General features: G+C 71.9%; 16 protein-coding genes and 1 pseudogene. 8 read left to right on the plus strand and 9 right to left on the minus strand.

The window, feature by feature from the left end:
- The first annotated feature begins 551 nt into the window (after positions 1-551).
- Positions 552-1,949, plus strand: coding sequence for an MFS transporter (locus ACIQ87_RS00705; RefSeq protein WP_402399452.1), 1,398 nt, complete (start codon positions 552-554; stop codon positions 1,947-1,949).
- Between the two features lie 57 nt (positions 1,950-2,006).
- On the opposite strand, the gene ACIQ87_RS00710 is transcribed toward ACIQ87_RS00705, so the two are convergent.
- Positions 2,007-2,330 (minus strand): aldehyde dehydrogenase family protein, encoded by a 324-nt coding sequence (locus ACIQ87_RS00710; RefSeq protein WP_402399987.1) that lies wholly within the window; start codon positions 2,328-2,330, stop codon positions 2,007-2,009.
- A 28-nt stretch (positions 2,331-2,358) separates the two neighbouring features.
- On the opposite strand from ACIQ87_RS00710, the pseudogene ACIQ87_RS00715 reads away from it, so the two are divergent.
- Positions 2,359-2,563, plus strand: a pseudogene (locus ACIQ87_RS00715) (cytochrome P450); the annotation flags it as partial.
- A 75-nt stretch (positions 2,564-2,638) separates the two neighbouring features.
- Here the strand turns inward: ACIQ87_RS00715 and ACIQ87_RS00720 are convergent.
- Complete coding sequence (locus tag ACIQ87_RS00720; protein ID WP_402399989.1) at positions 2,639-3,364, minus strand: helix-turn-helix transcriptional regulator; 726 nt, start codon at positions 3,362-3,364, stop codon at positions 2,639-2,641.
- A gap of 447 nt (positions 3,365-3,811) precedes the next feature.
- Entirely contained in the window at positions 3,812-4,501 is a 690-nt protein-coding gene (locus ACIQ87_RS00725; RefSeq protein WP_402399454.1) for a TetR/AcrR family transcriptional regulator, read from the minus strand.
- 217 nt (positions 4,502-4,718) lie between these two features.
- Here ACIQ87_RS00725 and ACIQ87_RS00730 point away from each other — a divergent pair, with 217 nt between their 5' ends.
- The 4 genes from ACIQ87_RS00730 to ACIQ87_RS00745 all read left to right on the plus strand — a co-directional run bounded on the left by ACIQ87_RS00730 (position 4,719) and on the right by ACIQ87_RS00745 (position 9,166).
- A complete protein-coding gene (locus ACIQ87_RS00730; RefSeq protein ID WP_402399457.1) occupies positions 4,719-6,203 on the plus strand; it encodes an MFS transporter in 1,485 nt (494 codons plus the stop codon).
- Between the two features lie 237 nt (positions 6,204-6,440).
- On the plus strand, positions 6,441-7,259 hold the full coding sequence (locus ACIQ87_RS00735; protein WP_402399459.1) for a TIGR03084 family metal-binding protein: 819 nt from the start codon (positions 6,441-6,443) through the stop codon (positions 7,257-7,259).
- A 39-nt stretch (positions 7,260-7,298) separates the two neighbouring features.
- Positions 7,299-8,669: an FAD-dependent oxidoreductase gene (locus tag ACIQ87_RS00740; protein WP_402399462.1), complete on the plus strand. Its 1,371-nt coding sequence runs from the start codon at positions 7,299-7,301 to the stop codon at positions 8,667-8,669.
- A 128-nt stretch (positions 8,670-8,797) separates the two neighbouring features.
- Positions 8,798-9,166: a YciI family protein gene (locus ACIQ87_RS00745; RefSeq protein WP_402399465.1), complete on the plus strand. Its 369-nt coding sequence runs from the start codon at positions 8,798-8,800 to the stop codon at positions 9,164-9,166.
- Between the two features lie 81 nt (positions 9,167-9,247).
- On the opposite strand, the gene ACIQ87_RS00750 is transcribed toward ACIQ87_RS00745, so the two are convergent.
- Both ACIQ87_RS00750 and ACIQ87_RS00755 read right to left on the minus strand, forming a co-directional pair.
- Complete coding sequence (locus ACIQ87_RS00750; RefSeq protein WP_402399468.1) at positions 9,248-10,408, minus strand: acyltransferase family protein; 1,161 nt, start codon at positions 10,406-10,408, stop codon at positions 9,248-9,250.
- 290 nt (positions 10,409-10,698) lie between these two features.
- On the minus strand, positions 10,699-12,285 hold the full coding sequence (locus ACIQ87_RS00755) for an MFS transporter (protein WP_402399471.1): 1,587 nt from the start codon (positions 12,283-12,285) through the stop codon (positions 10,699-10,701).
- A gap of 211 nt (positions 12,286-12,496) precedes the next feature.
- Between ACIQ87_RS00755 and ACIQ87_RS00760 the strand changes: the two genes are divergently transcribed.
- Together ACIQ87_RS00760 and ACIQ87_RS00765 are read left to right on the plus strand one after the other, a co-directional pair.
- Positions 12,497-12,859, plus strand: a complete 363-nt coding sequence (locus ACIQ87_RS00760) for a YciI family protein (protein ID WP_402399474.1) — start codon at positions 12,497-12,499, stop codon at positions 12,857-12,859.
- 4 nt (positions 12,860-12,863) lie between these two features.
- Positions 12,864-14,114, plus strand: coding sequence for an RNA polymerase sigma factor (locus ACIQ87_RS00765; RefSeq protein ID WP_402399477.1), 1,251 nt, complete (start codon positions 12,864-12,866; stop codon positions 14,112-14,114).
- Positions 14,115-14,163: 49 nt separating this feature from the next.
- On the opposite strand, the gene ACIQ87_RS00770 is transcribed toward ACIQ87_RS00765, so the two are convergent.
- The 4 genes from ACIQ87_RS00770 to ACIQ87_RS00785 all read right to left on the minus strand — a co-directional run bounded on the left by ACIQ87_RS00770 (position 14,164) and on the right by ACIQ87_RS00785 (position 19,549).
- Positions 14,164-14,811 (minus strand): EboA domain-containing protein, encoded by a 648-nt coding sequence (locus ACIQ87_RS00770; RefSeq protein WP_402399480.1) that lies wholly within the window; start codon positions 14,809-14,811, stop codon positions 14,164-14,166.
- Between the two features lie 727 nt (positions 14,812-15,538).
- Positions 15,539-17,092 carry a benzoate-CoA ligase family protein gene (locus ACIQ87_RS00775; protein ID WP_402399482.1) on the minus strand — a complete coding sequence of 518 codons (1,554 nt, stop codon included), beginning with the start codon at positions 17,090-17,092 and terminating at the stop codon, positions 15,539-15,541.
- Positions 17,089-18,342, minus strand: a complete 1,254-nt coding sequence (locus ACIQ87_RS00780; RefSeq protein ID WP_402399484.1) for an acyltransferase family protein — start codon at positions 18,340-18,342, stop codon at positions 17,089-17,091. The genes ACIQ87_RS00775 and ACIQ87_RS00780 overlap by 4 nt, the downstream gene beginning before the upstream one ends.
- 91 nt (positions 18,343-18,433) lie before the next feature.
- Entirely contained in the window at positions 18,434-19,549 is a 1,116-nt protein-coding gene (locus ACIQ87_RS00785) for a serine hydrolase domain-containing protein (protein WP_402399487.1), read from the minus strand.
- Between the last annotated feature and the right edge of the window lie 68 nt (positions 19,550-19,617).

Genomic DNA, 19,617 nt, shown 5'->3' on the forward strand with positions numbered 1-19,617 from the left:
GCGACTCCCTCGACAGGGCGGGTGGAATGGACGGTTGGAGCTTCACAGCCGATCGTTCGCAGGGGGGGGACTGACGGTTCCTTCGCACCAGGGGAATTTCGGCCACGAAGGAGAGCCGCAGGTATAGGCCTGTACATGACACGGTTGGGCTCGCGGTCGGGCGGCACTGCTCCTCTCGTGGCAGGAGGGAGGAAGCGGAGCGCCGATCGCGTGACTCGCCAACGCGTGTGGGGGACGGGATGCTACGAGGGTGACCGGAGTGATCGCGGATCGGCGGCTCACTGTGGAATTCTCACCGGCGCGCAGGACGCCGTGCCGGCGGAGCTGTCGCGCATTCTCGCTGCTGGGATTTGGCAGCGCTGTTTCATCCGCGCGTTCGGGTGGGGAACTTCTCGACTCCAGGATTGCGCACTTCGCGCTCCGGTTGCGGCAGTGGCGAGATTTGATCGACAAAGTGTCCGATTCGATCTCCTGGGACGGTACCATTCAGTGCCGTTTTGCGGGCCGGGGCGGAGTGGACAGCGGATGAGCAGCCAATGCAAGCTGTCCGCATGGCAGTTGACAAATTTGACGCGGCGTCGGCCGACGCCGAGAGCTCCTTACCCGGACCTGCCCCGGCCGCCCCGGTCCGCCGGCCGGGACTGGCACTCGGCGTGCTGGCCGGGGCACTCGCGCTGGACGTGAGCGGCCTCGGCGTGCTCAACGCCGCCCTGCCGTCCGTCGGAGAGCGCTTCCACCTGGACGAGACGGCGCTCCAGTGGGTCATGACCGCCTACGCCGTCACCTTCGCCGGCTTCCTGCTGGTGGGCGGCCGGCTGGCCGACGTGCTCGGGCGGCGGCGGGTCTTCGAGGTCGGCGTCGCGCTGTTCACCGTGTCCGCACTGGTCGGCGCGGCGGCCCCGAACACCGTGACACTGCTGGGCGCGAGAGCCGTTCAGGGCATCGGCGCCGCCCTGTCGGGCCCGGCCGCGCTGGCGCTGCTCACCGACACCTTTCCGGCCGGTCCGGCACGCAACCGGGCCTTCGGGGTGTACGCGGCCGTCGGCGCCGCGAGCTTCAGCGGCGGGGTGCTGCTGGGCGGCGTCCTGACCGAGTTCCTCGGCTGGCGCTCGGTGCTGTGGTTCTCGGTGCTGGTCGGGCTCGGGGTGCTGGCCGCGACGCGCGTCGGACTGCCCGACGGCGCCGGCCACCGCGGCCGGCTCGACCTGCCCGGTGCGATCACCGGCACGCTCGGCCTCACCCTGCTCGTCGTCGGCGTCAGTACCGGTGGCGCCTCGGCGTGGATCGTCCTCGCCGCCGCCGTGCTCTTCCTGGTGCTGTTCGTCGTCCGGGAACACCGCACCGCCGACCCGGTGCTCCCGCTCGGCCTCTTCCGGACCAACTCGGTGCGGGAGGCGAGCCTGGCGGCGTTCCTCCAGTACACGGGCTCGGTCGGGATGCTGTTCTTCGCCCCGCTGTACCTCCAGGGGATGCTGCACTACTCGCCGTTCGAGTCGGGCATCGCCCTGGTGCCGATGTCCCTGGCCGTGTTCCTCACCGCCAACTTCGCCACCGGCCGGCTGCTCGCCAGGCACTCCCCGCGGACGCTGATGGCCGTCGGCCTCGTCCTGATCGGGGTGGGCACCGGGCTGTGGCTGGGCACACCGCAGGACGGCGACTACCTGCTGCACGTGCTGCCCGGACTGGTGGTCAGCGGCATCGGCCAGGGGCTGAACTTCCCCTCGATGACCTCCGCCGGCCTCTCCGGCGTCCCGGAGCGGCAGCACGCCGTCGCCGGGGCGGTGAACGTGGTGACCCAGCAGATCGGCGCCAGCGTGGGCGTGGCGCTGCTGGTGCTGGTCGCCGCGACCCGTGAGGACCAGCTCGCCGGCTACCACCTCGCCTACGTCACCGCCGCCGCCGCGTGCGTGCTGGGCGCGGTGTTCATCGCGGTGCGACGACGGGCCTGAGCGCCCCGCGCGGTTCCGCGGCCGGTGACGCGGACCCCGCCAACCGGGATGCCTGAGTCACCGGTCCGGAGCCCCGGACCGGGGACTCAGGCCCATCCCGTGTGGCGACGGCGAGAGGCGCCGCCGGTGCCGGGGGCAGGGTGCGGGCGCCGTCGGTGCGCAGGCGGGCGCCGTCGTCGAGGGCGGTGCGGACGTGGCCGAGGACCCGGTCGAGGTGGTGTTCGCCGACCGGGCGCCCGTCTCGGTGGCGGGGTCGAGGGGGTCGCCCACCCGCAGGGCGCGGGCGCGGGCCACGACGGCCTCGCTGACCCGGTCGGCGACGGAGCGGTGCACCAGCAGCCGGGAGGGGGCGGTGCGCATCTCGCCCTGGTTGAAGAAGATGCCCCGGGCGGCGGTGGCCGCCGCCCGGTCGAGATCGGTCGACGAGACCCCGCGGGACGGCGTGCCGCTGTCGGCGCAGGACATTCGACAACTACTTCCTGCTCCTGGGCGTAGCCGGCAACGAGACCACCCGCCACACCCTCAGTCACTCCATGCCGGCGCTCCTCCAGCACCCGGAGCAGCTCGCCCGGCTCCAGGAGGACCCGTCGCTCATCCCCGCCGCAGCAGGAGAGTTAGCCTGACGAACTGTCAGGCGTACGGCCCGGAGCCGGAGTTCCGGGCCGTACGCCGCGTTCACCGACGACCGCTCAGCCGGCCTCGCGTAGCTCGCTGTTCCTGGAGATGGCCGCTGCCCGGACATCTAGCAGCGCGAGCAGGACCGGTGGGTCGAGGGCGCGCACGGGGCGGAGGTGCAGTTCGAGGGGATCCACCGGGACGTTCGTCCTGATCTCGATGGGGCCGACCGAGCCGACGGAGGCCTCGTCGGTGAGGACCTCCTCGCAGGAGGCCGGGACGGAGTGCGCGAGCAGGTACCAGGTCCCGGCCGGCACGTGTTCGAGGAGGAACGAGCCGGGGCGGGGGAGCACGGCGCAGGCGGCCGGCCGACCCTCGGGGATGCGGGTGCGGAAGAGTCCGACGAAGACGCGGCCGAGCCGTTCGGTGTCGCACGCCCGGACCTCGCCGCGGACGGTGGCGAGTTCCGTCGGCTGGTTCCAGCGCCGGGTGTCGAGTTCGATGCGGTTGGTGAAGCCGCGTAACTGGCGGAACATCGTGGGCGAGGTGCCGACGCTGCTGGCGAACCGTGAGCTGAAGGTGCCGACGCTGTTGTAGCCGACGCGGTGGCTGATCTCGGTCACGGTGCAGTCCGTCTCGAGGAGCAGGCGCTTGGCGGCCTCGATGCGAATGGCGGACAGGAAGCGTCTCGGTGAGACGCCGGTCACCCGCTGGAATTCCCGGGAGAAGTGGAATTTGCTGTAGATGGCCGCCTCTGCCATATCGTCTATGGTCAGTAATTCGCCGATGTTCTCGTGCATGATCTCGATGGCTCGGGCCACGGCTTCTTCGATTGCGGGTTTCAAGGTGACTCCAGATTCTCGCTGTACCCGGTGGACGACGGAAACTTCGCTCCGGCACTGCGTCCCGTGACGCAGCCGATCGGGGGGAGGACATTCGGCTGCCGGAGCGTGCGAGGTATCCCGGCTCCCTTCGTTAAAGTGCCAGTGACACTGCGTGTTGTCGCGATTGCGATTGACGACCGTAGCAGGTGGACATGACAAGTACAACGGTGTGCTCACGCCCTTATTCGGCAAAGTCGAAGGGGGAGATACTCGCCGGTATATGTTTGAAATATCGCAGCAATTGAAGAGGTGTGACGGAGGGGGGACGACGTGCGCTGTGGGTGATACTGGTGGTGCGGGTGAGGCGCCGGTTACCGGTGTGACGAACGTGCCGGGCCGGTGTCCGCGGAAGTCCTCCCCGGATCACGGCGGTTCCACCCCTCGATCCGCGTCGGTCGCCGAGTCCACCTCCTCCCGGAGCCGCTCCGCGGAGGCCGTCACCGAACTGACGGCGGCCTCCCGGGTGTCGCCGACGGCGACCATCAGCCCCACCAGCTGCGCCTCCAGCAGGCTATCGGCGTTCCAGGGCTCGGTCAGGTAGTCGCCGAGCTCCAGAGCGACGAGACCGTGAACGGCGGACCACATCTGGTGTGCCACCAGGTCGGCGTCCGCCGCCCGGAACCGGCCGGCCTCGATGCACCGGGCGGCGCACTCGGCCACGCCCGCCAGCGTGTAGCGGCCGTATTGCCGGTCCTCCTCGCCCAGTGAGAAACCGGCCAGCGAGGACCCTCCGAACATCACCGCGTACAGGTGCGGGTTGGCCAGCGCATTGAGCCGGTACGCACGACCCAGCAACGCCAGGTCGCTCACCGGGTCGTCGCTGAACTCCACCAGGGTGAAGTAGTGCTGGAGCCGGGCGAACCCTTCGTGAACCATGGCGCGCACCAGGCCGCGCATTCCGTTGAAGTGGGTGTACAGGGCCATCGTGGAGGCGCCGATCTCGCTCGCGATGCGACGGGCGGACAGTGCCTGCGGCCCTTCCTCCGCGAGCAGCCGGGCGGCGATGTCCACCAGCGCCGGACGGGTACTGGGATCCGTGTGACGCGGACTCATTCCTTCAGTCAAGCAAAATGCCGTTATCCCAGGGCGGTTCGCGCCCACAACCCTCGGATCCCCGCACAATGCGAGAAGCAGCCCTCCGCGCGCCGGGCATAGCTTTCCAGTCACTCAGCGCGACATTCCAGGGCCCACCGGCGGCCGGAGAACAGCCGGGAAGATATGTCGAGGGCCCTCGCGCGATCACCACACCCTTGGTCAACGGAGGTCGCTCTTGTCCACCACAGCTCTCGGCCGGACCACCGGCGCCACGCTGCTGCTCTCCCTGGGCGGCCTGATCGTGCTGGTCTCCTCGGCATTCGCGTTCCACCACTCCTTCGCCATGGACCCCTCGATGCCGATGGCCCACATGCCGGCCGACGACGGCCGGAAGCTGCACGGCATGGCACTGGCGGACATGCCGGAGATGTTCACCGCCCTCGGCGGACTGCTGCTCGTGGTGGCCGGCGCCGCGCTGCGCGGGCGGCCGAAATCCGTCGAGGCCGACTCCGGGGCGGGGCGGCGCGGCCGGCTGCTGGTCGCCGTCATCGGCACGGCCGCCCTCACCATCGACATCAGCAAGACCTCCACCCTGGGCTTCGTCATCCCCGGCATGCGGGCCGAGTACGGGCTCGATCCCCGTACCGCCTCCCTGCTGGCGGTCTGCGGGCTGACCGGGACGGCGGCCGGGGCCCTGTTGTTCGGCGTGCTCACCGACCGGATCGGCCGGCGCAGCTCCTACCTGATCGCCACCCTCGGCTTCACCGCCACCAGCATGTGCGGCTCGATGCCCACCTTCGAGGGGAACCTGGTGATGTGCGGCCTGATGGGCCTGGCGGTCGGCGGCCTCGCCCCGCTGCTCATCACCCTGCTCACCGAGACCGCCGGCGGAAAGGTCCGCGGCTCCGTGGTGGTGGCGCTCTCGGTCGTCGCCACCGCGGTGGGCTACCTCGTGGCCGCCGGCTCGGCGCTGTGGCTGGAGCCGGTGTTCGGCTGGCGGATCCTCTGGCTGATCGGCGCCCCCACCGGCGCCGTGCTGGCCCTGCTCACCCCCTTCGTCCCCAACCGTGTCTCCGCCCCGGCCCCGGCGGCCGCGGACGCCCCGGCCGTCCGGCACCTGCCCAGGTCCTCCCGGGCCCTCACCCAGGGCCTGCAGCGCGCCTTCGCCACCCTGATCGGACTGCTCACCTTCGGCCTCACCACCTGGGTGCCGAGCCTGGCCAGGATCGGTGGCGTACCGGTGCACACCGCGAACCTGATGCTCACCGTCGCGGCGATCGCGATGATCCCGTGCGCCCTGCTGCTGATGCTGGGCTACCGCCGCTTCGGCCCGACCTCCATGGCCGCGGGCCTGGCCACCGCAACCGCCGTGCTGCTGCTGGCGCTCACGGCCAGCGGCGCGGTGGCCGAGGTCGGCTGGATCGCCGCCGGCGCGCTGGTGGCGGCGCTGTTCTCGGTGAACTCGATGGCGGCGATCTTCCTCCCGATCGCGGCCGACCTGGCGGAGCCGGAACGGCGCGGCCGGACCACCGGATGGGTCTCCCTCTTCAACCGGCTGGGCGGCCTGATGGGCCCGCTGCTGCTGGCGAGCCTGGTCTCCTCGGCCTCCGCCGTCCTGGTGGCGGTCTCCGCCCTCGCCCTGCTCTGCGGTGCGGCCGCCTGGTACATCAGCCGCCGGCACCGCCTCGCCCTGGCCACCCTCGAACCGTCGACCGACTGACCGACTGACCGGCGACCGACTGACCGGTGACCGACCGACCGACCGGCGGCCGACCGACCGGCGGGCGGGCCGCGGGCCGCCCGCCGGTCGACCGCGGGGCGTCCGGGCGCACAGCACGAGCAGAGAAGCCCGCCGATCTCGGCCCGGCCGATACTGGGCAGGCCCCCGAATCCGACGCTCCGCAAAGCGAGTCGAGACGGCGTCGGCATCCGGACCCCCCTGACGGAAGGAAGAGGCATGGCCGACTCACAGGACGTGATATCCGCACTGGCGGCGGACGGCGACGCCGTCGAGGCCCTGGTGGCGGACCTGGCCGACGCCGACTGGGCGCGGCCCACCCCGGCGCCCGGCTGGACCATCGCCCACCAGATCGCCCACCTCGCGGCCACCTTCAAGCTGGCGGGCACCGCCGCGGCCGACCCGGAGGCGTTCAAGGCGCTGGCCGCGGGCGTCGGGCAGGACTTCGACGGCGCGGTGCAGCAGTCCCTCAAGCCCTACCTGGCGCCCTACCTGGCGTCCGGCGCGCCGAAGGACCTGCTGGAGCGCTGGAACGCCGAGCGGAGGGCCGCCGAGCAGGCCCTGGCGGCCGTCCCGGCCGGTCAGCCGGTGCCCTGGCTGGTCCGCCCGCTGCCGGCGCCCGTCCTGGCCGCCGCCGGGATGATGGAGCTGTTCGGCCACGGCCAGGACATCGCCGACACGCTCGGGGTGCACCGCGAGCACACCGACCGGCTCCGCTACCTGGTCGAATTCGCCGTCCGCACCTGGGACTTCGGGTACCAGGCGCGCGGACTCGCCGCCCCCGCCACGGAGTTCCGCTTCGAGATCACCGCCCCGTCCGGCGCCCGCTGGGAGTTCGGCCCCGCCGACGCCCAGCAGCGCGTCAGCGGCCCCGCCGCCGACTTCTGCCTCCTGGTGACCCGCCGCCGCCACCGCGACGACCTCGCCCTGACGGCCGACGGCAAGGACGCCGACGGCTGGCTCGACGTCGCCCAGGCCTACCGCGGCCCGGCCGGCGAGGGCCGCACCCCCGGCCAGTTCCGCCCGTCCGGGAACTGACCGCCGTACCCGTCCTGAATCCGTAGAGAGGGGACCTTCATGGCCACCCGTACCGACGAATGTGCCGTGGTTCTCGGCGGAAGCATTGCGGGCCTGCTGGCGGCCAGGGTGCTCTCCGAGTCCTATCCGAGGGTCGTGATCGTCGAACGCGACAAGATCCTCGGGGTCCGCGGGCCGCGCCGCGGCGTCCCGCACGGCAACCACGCCCACGGGCTGGTCGCCCGCGGCCACCAGATCATGGAGTCGCTGTTCCCGGGCCTCACCGACGAGTTGATCGCCGCAGGGGTGCGGCCCGGTGACTTCAGCGGCGACATCCGCTGGTACTTCAACGGGCTGCGGTTGCGCCCCGCCCGTACCGGCCTGCCGTCCGTGCCGGCCACCCGGCCGGTGCTCGAGTACCACCTGCGCGAGCGGGTGCGGGCGCTGCCGGAGGTGTCGTTCCTGGAGGAGCACGACGTCGTCGCCCCGGTGACCGACGCCTCCGGGCACCGGGTCACCGGGGTCAGGGTGCAGCAGCGCACCCCCGGAGCCGAGGAGCGGACGCTCTCGGCCCATCTGATCGTCGACACCACCGGCCGCGGCTCGCGCACCCCGCTGTGGCTGGCCGACCTCGGGTACCAGGCGCCCCCCGAGGAGCGGATCGAGATCGACCTGGCGTACACCACCCGCCACTACCGCCTGGAGAAGGACCCGTTCGGCAGCGAGATCGCCATCATCCCGGCCGCCACGCCCTCGCACCCGCGCGGGGGGTTCTTCTACCGGGTGCCCGGCGACGACAACCGGGTGGAGCTGTCGGTGACCGGGATCATGGGCGACCACCCGCCCACCGACCCGGAGGGGTTCGACGCCTTCGTCCGTTCGCTGCCCGCCCCCGAGATCCACGAGGCGATCCGCGACGCCGAACCCCTCGACGAGCCGCTGCGCTTCCGCTTCCCGGCCAGCGTCCGCAGGGACTACAACCGGCTGGAGCGCTTCCCCGCGGGGCTGCTCGTGATGGGCGACGCGGTCTGCAGCTTCAACCCCGCCTACGCCCAGGGCATGACCTCGGCCGCCCTGCAGGCGCTGGTGCTGCGGCGGCACTCCGCGGGGCGCCGGCTGCCGCGCCCCCAGGACTACTTCCGCGAGGTCGCGCGGGAGATCAAGACCCCCTGGGAGTCCGCCGCGGTGTCCGACCTCGGCTACCCCGGCGTCAAGGGCCGGAGGACCGCCCAGACCAACCTGGTCAACCGGTACGTCGCGCTGGCCCAGCGGGCGGCGGTGCACGACCCCCGGGTGACCGACGCGCTGGTGCGGATCGCCGGACTGGTGGCCTCCCCGCAGTCCCTGATGCACCCGCGCACCCTGCTGCGGGTCCTGCGGGCCTGCCGCCGCCCCGTGCCGCCCTCGGCCTTCGGGTCGCCGACTTCCTGAAGCGGACGTCGGCGATCCGATTGGGAGGGAAGACACTTCTTCGCCACTATGTCGAGAGCGGCGCATCGGCGCCGACGAAGTAGTGGAGGGGGGCGCAGCAGGCGCCTCACGTCGCAGGGAGCGGAACCATGAAGTACCTGATCATGATGTACCCGAACGCCGCGGTCCTGGACGCGATGTCGGAGGAGGAGCGCAACGACCTCTTCCAGGGGCACGGCGGGTTCATGGAGAAGATCAAGGCGAGCGGCGAGTTCGTCGGGACCCTGGCGCTGGCCGGCGTCGACCAGAGCGCCGTGGTGAGCGTCCGCGGCGGCGTGCTCGCGGTGACGGACGGTCCGTACGCCGAGGCCAAGGAGTACATGGGCGGAATCTACGTCATCGACGTCAAGGACGCGGAGCGCGCCCGTGAGGTCGCCGCGATGATCCCGGACGCCGCGGTCGAGGGCCTGGGCATCGAGCTCCGGCCGGTCGTCTACAGCGATGGTTTCTCTTCCTGACCGGTCGCCCGGGGGCCCTCGTGGCCCCCGGGCTTCCGGCTCTTCCGGCTCTTCCGGGTTCTCGCCCGTGCCGGCGGGTGATCAGGTCCGGAGCTGGGGCTCCGGGGCCGCGCGGTCGGGTGCGCGTCGGGCCGGCGGCCGGCCCCAGCGGCGCATGGCCGGCACCTCGACGGTCTTGTGCAGCACCCAGGCGAGCGCCACACAGAGCGCGTAGAGGCCGAGGACGAACGCGACGGCGACGGGCGTGGAGAACGTCGTCGGGGTGTACCTGCCCGCGTAGCCCACGAACTGGCCCGAGAACGCCGCGTGCGCCGCGAAGATCACGGTGATGTGGATGATGTAGAAGGCGAAGGACAGCTCGCCGAGCCACATCATGAAGCGCCCGTCGAGGATCGTGCCCCTGCCGGAGCGGTCGCTGGAGGCCAGCGAGCCGATCAGCAGCGCGGCCGGGACCGGGTAGAGCGCCGCGACCGTGAAGACGGCGGGCAGGTGGGCCAGCAGCAGGAAGACGGCGAGGTTGAGCAGGACGGCCGGCAGGACGCGGATCCTCGGCCACCGCCCGTCGGCGACGATCCGGGCGAGGAGCATGCCCATCACGAACTCGATCGTCCGGACGGGCGGGAAGAAGCACAGCGCCCACATCTGGGGCCAGGACCCCGCGGGGTAGAAGCTCGGCGGGTACCCCGAGAGCAGCGGCCCGCTGATCACCGGGACGAGGGCGGCGGTCAGGCCGAGGCCGATCAGCCAGGGCCACAGGGCCCGCTGGTCGAGCCGCCGGACGAACCGGAGCAGCAGCGGGAACAGGGCGTAGCACAGCAGGTCCACGGTGAGGGTCCAGCTCGGCCCGTTGAACTGGTACAGCATCAGGTCCTGGGAGGGCCACCAGGTCTGCACCAGGAAGAGGCCGGCGATGGCCGGTACCCATCGGATGGTGTCGCCCGCGGCGGCGAACTGGCTCAGGGCGACGACCGCGATCAGGGCGTGGGACGGGCCGATGCGCATCAGTCTGCGCCGCCAGAAGTCGACGGTTCTGCGGCCCGGTCTGGCCGACCAGGTGAGGACGAATCCGCTGAGGACGAAGAAGACCGAGACGGCGAGGAAGCCGACCCGCCCGTTGCCCGTCAGGGTGTTGAAGGCGGAGTGGGCGGTGGGGTCCGAGAACACGGGGAGCAGGAGCGCGTGGTTCGCGAAGACGAAGACGACGGCGACGGCCCGCAGGCCCTCCAGCGACGGCAGCGTCATCGCAGGGGCTGGTAACTGGGATTTCACGGCAGTCCCTTCTCCGGGGTGGAGAACGCTCGGACGGTGCCGCCCGGTCTCTCGGCCGGTACGCGGCACCGGGCGGCGCCGGGCGGCACCGCCGGCCCCTACGTCGAACGGGGGCGGGGGGATTCGACACCGTCGTCCTCCTTCTTCCTCAAGTCGCGTCGGGGCGGCGGGAGTTGCCGGATGTGCCCGGGAACGGGGCGACGGCTGTGGCCGGGGCGTTCTGCCCCGGCCACAGCCGTCGGTCGTCGCGGTGGGTGGTGTGGTCAGCCGGTCGCGGGGACGGAGTCCTCGCTGCCCTCGGCGGGGGCCTCGGCCGCCGGCTGGCCGGTGGGCGGCACGTGCCGGAGCAGGGAGGTGACCAGGGCGGCGGTGGCCACCAGCAGGACGCCGGAGATGGTCACCACGGTGTGGAGCTCGGAGGCGAAGGCCGCCCGGGCGGGCGTGAGGAGGGTCTCGGCGACCTGGGCGGACAGGGATCCGGCGGCCTCCGTCGCGCCCGCGAGGGAGTCCTTCGCCGTCCGGACCGCGTCGGCCGGCAGGCCGTCCGGAAGGCTGAGGGTGCCGCGGTAGACGGCGGTGCCGATGCTGCCCAGGGCGGCGATGCCGAGGGCGAACCCGAGCTGGCCGCTGGTCTCGTTGAGCGCGCCCGCGGAACCGGCCTTCTCCTGCGGTGCGGAGCCCATGACCAGGCCCATGCCGAGGGTGACCATCGGGCCGGAGCCGAGGAAGACCACGGCGAAGCCGGTGATCAGCACGACCGGGCTCGTTCCGGGCTCCGCCATGGTGATCACCAGCATGCCGACCGCGGCGAGGACCAGCCCGCCGCCGATGACGTACGCCGGGCGGAAGCGCTGGCCGAGCTTGGGGGAGATGCCGAAGCTGATCGTGTTGGCGAGGATCGCCGGCAGCATCCACAGGCCCGAGTGGAGCGGGTCGCGGCCGTACACCAGCTGCAGCGTCTGGGTGACGAAGAACATCACCGCGCCGGTGAGCATGGTGCCGAGGAACAGGCTGACCAGGGCCGCGGAGAAGGCGCGGCTGCCGAACAGGCTCAGGTCGAGCAGCGGGTTCGGCAGCTTGCGCTGGCGGTGGACGAAGAGGATGCCGAAGCCGATGCCGACCAGCACGGCCGCGATCGACAGCGGCTGCCAGCCGTCCTTGGCGATCTCCTTCAGTCCCCAGATGGCCAGCAGGACGGCCGCCATCGACTCCAGCGCGCTGATCGGGTCCAGGCGTCCGGCCCCGGGGTTGCGGAACTCGGGCAGGAAGACCGGGCCGAGCAGGAGCAGCAGCACCATCGGGGGGACGCCGAGCAGGAAGGCGGAGCCCCACCAGAAGTGGTCGAGCATGGTGCCGCCGATGATCGGGCCGATGATGGCGCCGGCCGAGAAGCACGCGCCCCAGATGCCGAACGCGGCGCCGCGCTGCTTGGGGTCCTGGAACATGGTGGTGATCAGCGAGAGCGTGCCCGGCGCGAGGGTGGCGCCGGCGATGCCGAGCAGGGCGCGCGAGGCGATCAGCATCTCGGGGCTGACGGCGTACGCGGAGGCGGCGGAGGCGAGGCCGAAGGCACCGGCACCGATCAGCAGCAGCCGGCGCCGTCCGATGCGGTCGCCGAGCGACCCCATGGTGACGAGCAGGCCGGCGAGCATGAACGAGTAGATGTCGGTGATCCACAGCTGCTGCACACCGCTGGCGTGCAGGTCCTCCGACAGGCTGGGCAGGGCCAGCAGCATGACGAAGACGTCGATCGAGACCAACAGGGTGGGCAGGGCGAGGACGGCGAGTCCGATCCACTCTCGCCGTCCGGCCCGGGGCGCGGCCTCGCCGGGGGACGTGGTGTCGCTCATTACGGGGGTCCTTCCGCATTGTCGGGGCACTCGGCATCCGCGGGTGCCGTCACACCGGTACGTCGGACCCGTCGACAAGGTCTCGACATCTCCGGCGGAAACTCCGGCGGAGCGGCGTCATCTCGGCTTGGATGTCGAGGGCGGGCCGCCTGCGGCGACGTCTCAGGTGCAGAGCACCAGTCGACCGCGCGAAGGACCAAGGAATGATGGTATGAAATACATGCTTCTGATCCATATGAACCCGGTCATCTGGGACGGTCTGCCGGAGCGGGAGCGGAACGAGGTCTACTCCGGGCACGCCACGTTCCAGCAGAAGATCCTCGACTCCGGTGAGATGGTGACGACCCAGGCCCTCGCCGATCCGTCCGCCAGTGCCACGGTCAGAGTCCGCAACGGGCGGCCCGCGGTCACCGAAGGCCCGTACGCGGACACCAAGGAGTTCCTGGCCGGCTACTACCTGGTCGACTGTGCGTCGAGGGAGCGCGCAGTCGAACTGGCCGGCCAGATCCCCGATGCCCGGTACACCGGCATCGAGGTCCGCCAGGTCGTCTTCGAAGCAGATGCGGAGAGTTGAGCCGATGAACCGTGACGCCCGGGTCGAGGGCCTGCTCCGATCGCTGGCACCGCAGGTCCTCGGCGCGGTCGTCCGCCGCTACGGACACTTCGACGCCTGTGAGGACGCCGTCCAGGACGCCCTGCTGGCGGCGACCGTCCAGTGGCCCGACCAGGGCGTCCCCAACAATCCCCGGGCGTGGCTGATCACCGTGGCCGCCCGCCGGGTGATCGACGGGCTGCGCAGCGAGCAGGCCCGCCAGCGCCGCGAGGCCACCGTCGCCGCGCTCACCCCGACCGACGAGACGGTGACGCCCGGCCCCGGCGAGGAGCCCAAGGCGGCCGAGCACGACGACATGCTCACCCTGCTCTTCCTGTGCTGCCACCCCTCGCTCACACCCGGCTCGCAGGTCGCCCTCACCCTGCGGGCCGTCGGGGGTCTGACCACCGCCCAGATCGCCCACGCCTTCCTGGTCCCCGAGGCGACCATGGCCCAGCGGATCAGCCGGGCCAAGCAGCGGATCAAGGCCACCGGGTCCTCGTTCCGGATGCCTCCGCAGAGCGAGCGCGAGGAACGCCTGGCGGTCGTGCTCCAGGTGCTCTACCTGATCTTCAACGAGGGCTACACCACCACCAGCGGCCCCGACCTCCTGCACCCCGAACTGGCCCGCGAGGCGATCCGGCTCAACCGTGAACTGCACCGGCTGCTGCCCGGGGAGGGCGAGGTCGCGGGCCTGCTGGCGCTGATGCTGCTGACCGACGCCCGACGCCCGGCCCGCACCCGGCCCGACGGCAGCCTCGTCCCGCTCGCCGAGCAGGACCGCTCCCGCTGGGACCAGGCCGCGCTCAAGGAGGGGCTGGCGCTGATCGCCGAGACGCTCCCGCGGATGGTGACCGGGCCGTACCAGGTGCAGGCGGCGATCGCGGCCGTGCACGGCGAGGCCGCGCGCGCCGAGGACACCGACTGGCCGCAGATCACGGCCCTGTACGAGGTGCTGGAGCGGATGTCCCCCGGCCCGATGGTGCGGCTCAACCACGCGGTCGCCCGCGCGATGACCGACGGCCCGGCGGCCGGGCTCGAGATGCTCGCGACCCTGGAGGCCGACGGCCGGCTCGCGGGCCACCACCGGCTCGCCGCCGTCCGCGCCCACCTCCAGGAGATGAACGGCGATCCGGCGGCGGCCCGGGAGAGCTACCGCGAGGCCGCCCGGCAGACCGGCAGCCTTCCCGAACGCCGCTACCTGGAGGCCCGCGCCGAGGCGACGAACAACCGGTGACGGGCCGGCCGGTGACGAGCGGACAGGCGCCGGGCACCTGAGGCCCGCCTCAGCGCAGGCCGCCCCGCGGCCGCGGCATGAGCGCCAGCAGCACGGTCATGCCGAGCAGGGCCCGCAGGTCGGGGCCGATGTCCCGGCCGGCCGCCCGCTGCTGCTGCGCCAACTCGTGGGCCATCCGCAGCAGTTCGGAGTCGGTACGGGGGACCAGCTCCGCGACGGCGGACAGCGTCACACCGGCGAGCAGGCACGTCATCACGCCGTGCCGCCACCGGACCTGGTCGAGGTGCAGGGCCGCGAACGGGCCCATCGCCGCCGCGATCAGCAGCGGGTCCCTGCTGCGCAGGCCGTCGGCGACCAGCTCCAGGCCGAGCCGCGTGCAGGATGCCGGCAGCAGCGTCAACGCCCTTAGCACGCCGCGCTGTTCGGCGTCGTCGCCGCGACGGTAGAGCCGCTCGACCTCGTCCTCCAGGAGCCCGGCGGGCAGCACCTCGGCCAGCACGGTGAGCAGCCGGGCCCGGGCCCGGTCGTCGACGGTGCCGAAGACCAGGCCCTGCGGGTCGGCCTCCGGCCGGACGGGCCCCCGGCCGACCGCCCGGCCGACCAGCGAGAACTCCTCGTGGACGGCGGTGGGGCGCTGCCGGATGCGGCGTTCGGCACCGGCCAGCCAGCCGTTCTCCGGTGCGTGCAGGATGGCCACCGAGCCCCCTCGCGGGATGTCGGTGGCAGGCCAGGGATGTTCCTCGTGGTACTGCATGATCGACGGTCTCCGAATCGTGGACGACAGCGGTGCAGCCGTGGGCGGCAGCTGAACGGAAACGGTTTGTCCGGTGGCCGACTGGTGCCCTGTGGGCGGCGGTTGGTGCGCAGGCCTCAACCGCGGTCGGCGATGCTCGCTATGAAACAGCGGGGCGCGGAGCACGGTCAAGAACCGCGGCGGGGCCGCGGACCGGCCGGACGATCACCGGGGAGCGTGCGTTCACGCAGGTCGCGGCGGGCGCCAGGAGGCGCGGAGGGGGCCCGGAGCGGGCACGGGGAGCCCCGTGGACACCGCACGACACGAGAAGGGAGGCGTGCGGGGCCTCCCGCGGGGCGCCGGGTGCCGGGCGGCCGTCGGGACGGCGTCCACTCCGTCCCGGCGGCCGCAGCAGCCGGCATCTCTGCCCTGCACTTGGTAGTCGGAGCCGACGACGCGGCATCGACATCCGCGGGCAAGATTCTTCGGACTTCTCTCGAAGTCGCCGCCGGACCACTGCCGGACCACTGCCGGGCCACCATCGGACCCCGGCCGCACCGCTGCCGGGCCGCTGCCGGACCACCGCCGCACCGCGACCGCGCCGCCGGGGCCCCGGCACGACGAAACAGCGGTCACCGGCGCGGCGGCGGTGCCTGCCGTGCCGGTGACCGCTGTGCTGCCCGAGGGGCGCTCAGAGCCGCTGCAGCGCCTTGCGGTCCACCTTGCCGTTGGCGGTCAGCGGCAGGGTGACGACGAACCGGACGTCCCGCGGGTACTTCTGCGGCGACATCCGGGCGCGGACGAAGTCCTTCAGCTCGGCGGCCGAGACCTCCGCGCGGGTGACCACGTACGCCCTGGTGAGGGTGAGGCCGTCCTCCTGGTAGCCGACGACCGCGCACTGGTCCACGGCCGGGTGGTTCAGCAGGCAGTCCTCGATCTCGACCGGCGCCACCCAGACCCCGTGGACCTTCAACAGGTCGTCCGCCCGGCCCCGGTAGTAGAAGAAGCCCTCCTCGTCCCGGGTGAAGAGGTCGCCGGTGCGCACGGTGTGCTCCGCGGGGAAGGTCACGGCCGTCTGCTCCGGCGCCTCCCAGTAGCCCGACGCGGCCGTCTCGCCGACCACCTGGAGGACCCCGAGCTCGCCGTCCGGCAGCGGGTCGCCCCGGTCGTCGACCACGTCCACCCGGTACCCCGGCACCACCTTGCCCAGACTCCCGATCCGGGCCTCACCGGGCCGGTTCGAGATGTAGGCGTGGTAGACCTCGCAGGAGCCGATGCTGTCGGTCACCTCGACGCCGAAGGTGTCCAGCCACCGCCGGTGCAGCTCGCCCGGCAGCGCCTCGCCGGCCGAGATGCAGAGCCTGAGCGAACTCAGGTCCCGGGTACGGGCGTCGGGGTGGTCGACCATCGACTTGATCATGGTCGGCACGTTGACCAGGACGGTCGGCCGGTGCCGCTCGATCAGGTCGAAGATCCGCTCCGGCGTGCTGCGCTCCGGGAAGACGACCCCGGCGGCGCCGACGCCGAACGGGAACAGCACCGCCGTGTCCCGCGAGTAGCCGAAGAACAGCTTCGGCACCGGCAGCACGACGTCGTCCGGGCGCAGGCCGAGGACGCCGCGGGCGTACCAGTCGAAGCTCAGCACCGGGCTGCGGGCCGGCACCGGGACGGCCTTGGGCGCGCCCGTGCTGCCCGTGGTGAACTTCCACATGACGATGTCGTCCCGGTCGACGTCCACCGCGGCCAGCTCGGCCGACTGCGCGGCGAGCAGCGTCTCGTAGTGCAGTTCGCCCTCGCGCAGCTCCTCCGGCGCCAGGCCCATCACCAGGAGGTTGCGCTCCCCGGCCTCGCGCAGGGCGGCCACCGTCGCCCGGTCGACCAGCGTGAGCGACGGCTTCACGTAGTCCAGGTAGTACCGGTAGTCCTTCGGGTGGAGGTAGCTGTAGACCTCCGCGGTGACGGCACCGATCTTCTGCACGCCGTACCAGGCCGCGACGTACTCGACGCCGTCGCTCAGCGCCATCATCACCCGGTCGCCGCGCCCGATGCCCTGGCCGCGCAGCAGGTTGCCCACCCGGTTGGCCAGCGCGCCCAGTTGGGCGTAGGTGGTGCGTCCGGTGTCGGTGATCAGCGCGGTGCGCTCGCCGTCGTTGCGGTCGACGAACCAGTCGGCGATGTTGAGCCGCTCCGGTACGTCCGCGTACCGCATCGGGCCCTGTGGCCCGGGTGCCCCCGTCTCGGTCATTTGCCGGACCCCACCAGGTCGCGCAGCCGCTCGGCGGGGCGCTCGATGAGGTAGTGGCTCACCGTCGCGAACAGCACGCTGCCCGCGAGGACGAACACCAGCAGCTCCCAGAAGCCGACCTTGCCCACGAACGCGCCGACCGGCATGGCGTGGTTGTCGAAGATGCTTCCGTTCTTGAACCAGGCGTGGATCATCGGCAGGTGCCAGAGGTAGATGCCGTACGACATCCGCCCGAGGAAGCGCACCGGCGGGTTGCCGAGCACGCCGTCCATCAGCCGCGAGCTGACGCCCGGGACGGTCAGCGGCAGCACCACCAGCATCGCGAAGAGGATGGTGAGCACCTGGACGGTCAGTTCCTGCGCCAGGGCGCCGTAGGTGCCGGTTCCCGGGATGCCGAAGGGCTTGGGGATGTTGAGCAGGAACACCACGCCCGCGCCGAGCCAGCACAGGTTGGGCCGCGCGGCCACCATCCGGAAGAGGGCGGGCGGCTGGGACGTCGTCTCGGCGTAGGCCAGCAGCGCCGCGAGCGCCATGCCTCCGGCGAAGAAGCTGAAGGAGCCGAAGGGGAAGAAGGAGTAGTAGAAGACGTCGGCCTTCATGGCCGGCAGGTACGCGAAGGTGGTCCAGCCCAGGCTGGCCAGCGCGACCAGGGCCAGCGGCAGGGCGATCCGGCGGGCCCGGCGGCTCGGGTCGGCGGCGCGGGACGCGAACTTCTGGACGAGCCAGCCGATGAGCGGCAGGCTCAGGTAGAACACCAGCTCGGTGGGGACCGTCCAGGTCGGCTCCAGGCCGGCGATCCAGTCCATCGGGTTCCTGGTCAGCACGAAGTGCACCATCAGGAACGGCTTGAGCACGTACCAGGGGCCGTCGATGTTGTCGAAGTCGATCAGCAGCAGGACGGCCAGGACCATCGCCCAGTAGCCCGGCACGATCCGCAGCGCCCGCTTCCAGAGGAACGGGAGCGTGGCGGGTCGCCGGGTCCCGGATATCGTGGCGCGCGCGAACGGGCGGAACAGCAGGAGGCCGGACAGCACGAAGAAGGGCGACAGGCACACCTCCAGGCCGTTGGCCAGCACGCTCCACAGGTCGTGCCCCGGCTCGGCCATCGAGTGGCTGACGTTGGCCTCGTACGCGACGTGGTACGCGAGCACGCCGACGGCGGCCAGCCCGCGCAGCCCTTCGAGGGTCGGAACCCTCTTCGTCTTCTGTGCCCCCCCGGCGATACCGACGGATCTCTCTGTCACTGCCATGCGTTTGTCCCCCTCTGGTGACTGTGTTCCGGTGTTCGGGAGCCGTCGAGGGCCGGGCCGCCGACGTGGCGGCCCGGCCCGACCAGAGGTCTCAGTTGGCGGCTGCGTGCTGCGCGACCAGCTCGCTGAGCTGGTCGACGGCGGAAGCGGGGCCGGGGAAGAACCGGTTCTTCGTCAGCGCGAAGGCGATGCCGGTCTCGGTGTCGGCGTAGGCCGTGCTGCCACCCATGCCGGGCATGCCGAACGTGGTGAGGGTGTCCTGCGGGTTGGCACCCGGGCGGCCCAGGTTGTAGCCCAGCGCGCGCGGCAGCGGGAAGCCGATCATCTGGTCCACGTCGGCGGTGGCCACGGCCGTGACCTCGCGCAGCCGCCCGTCCGAGATCAGCCGGACGCCGTCGACCTCGCCGAGCAGCGCGGCGTACATCCGGGCCACGGCGCGGGCGGACATCGTGCCGCCGGAGGGGATGTCCGAGCCGAGCACCAGCGGGTGGTTGCCGTAGTCGGCGCTCGGGGTCACGGCCGCCGGGGTGGCCTTGAACAGCGGCATGTCGGCGGGCATCATCGCCAGCATCTCGGCGGTGCCGGGCGCGTCCTCCAGCCGGGCGAGCCGGCCGAGCTCGGACTCCGGGACGCCGAAGTACAGCTCGTCCGCGATGCCGAGCGGACCGGTCACCTCCTCCTTGAGCACCTGGGAGATCGGCTTGCCGGTGGCCCGGCGGACGATCTCACCCATCACGAAGCCCCAGGTCATCGCGTGGTAACCGGTCTTCGTGCCGGGCTCCCACCACGGCTCGGCGTCGGCGAGCAGGCCGACCATCCGGTCCCAGTCGGCCAGGTCCGGGATGGTGAGGTCGGACGGCACCGCCGGGACGCCGACCGAGTGGGTCAGCGCGTGGCGCACGGTCGCCTTGTCCTTGCCGTGGGCGCCGAACTCCGGCCACAGCTCGACGATCGGGGTGTCGTAGTCAAGGGCGCCGCGTTCGGCGAGGACGTGCACCACCGTCGCGGTCACGCCCTTGCCGGTCGAGGCGCTGTAGAACGGGATGTCCGAGGTGACCGGACGGCCGGTGTCGGGGTCGGCGATGCCCGCCACCGCGTCCACGACCAGCTCGCCGTGCTGGTACACCGCGACCTGGATCCCCTGCTCGGCGCCGGACTCCACCATCTCGTCGATGGCCTGCTGGACGATCTTCTGCATGATGCTCATGCCCTTTCGACTTTCGCTCTGTGGATCCGGCGCCCCACGGGCACCGCTCACATGAGACATCGGTGCCG

Origin of the sequence: Kitasatospora sp. NPDC096204 (assembly GCF_044763205.1) — a bacterium.
In the GTDB taxonomy this organism is placed as follows: domain Bacteria; phylum Actinomycetota; class Actinomycetes; order Streptomycetales; family Streptomycetaceae; genus Kitasatospora.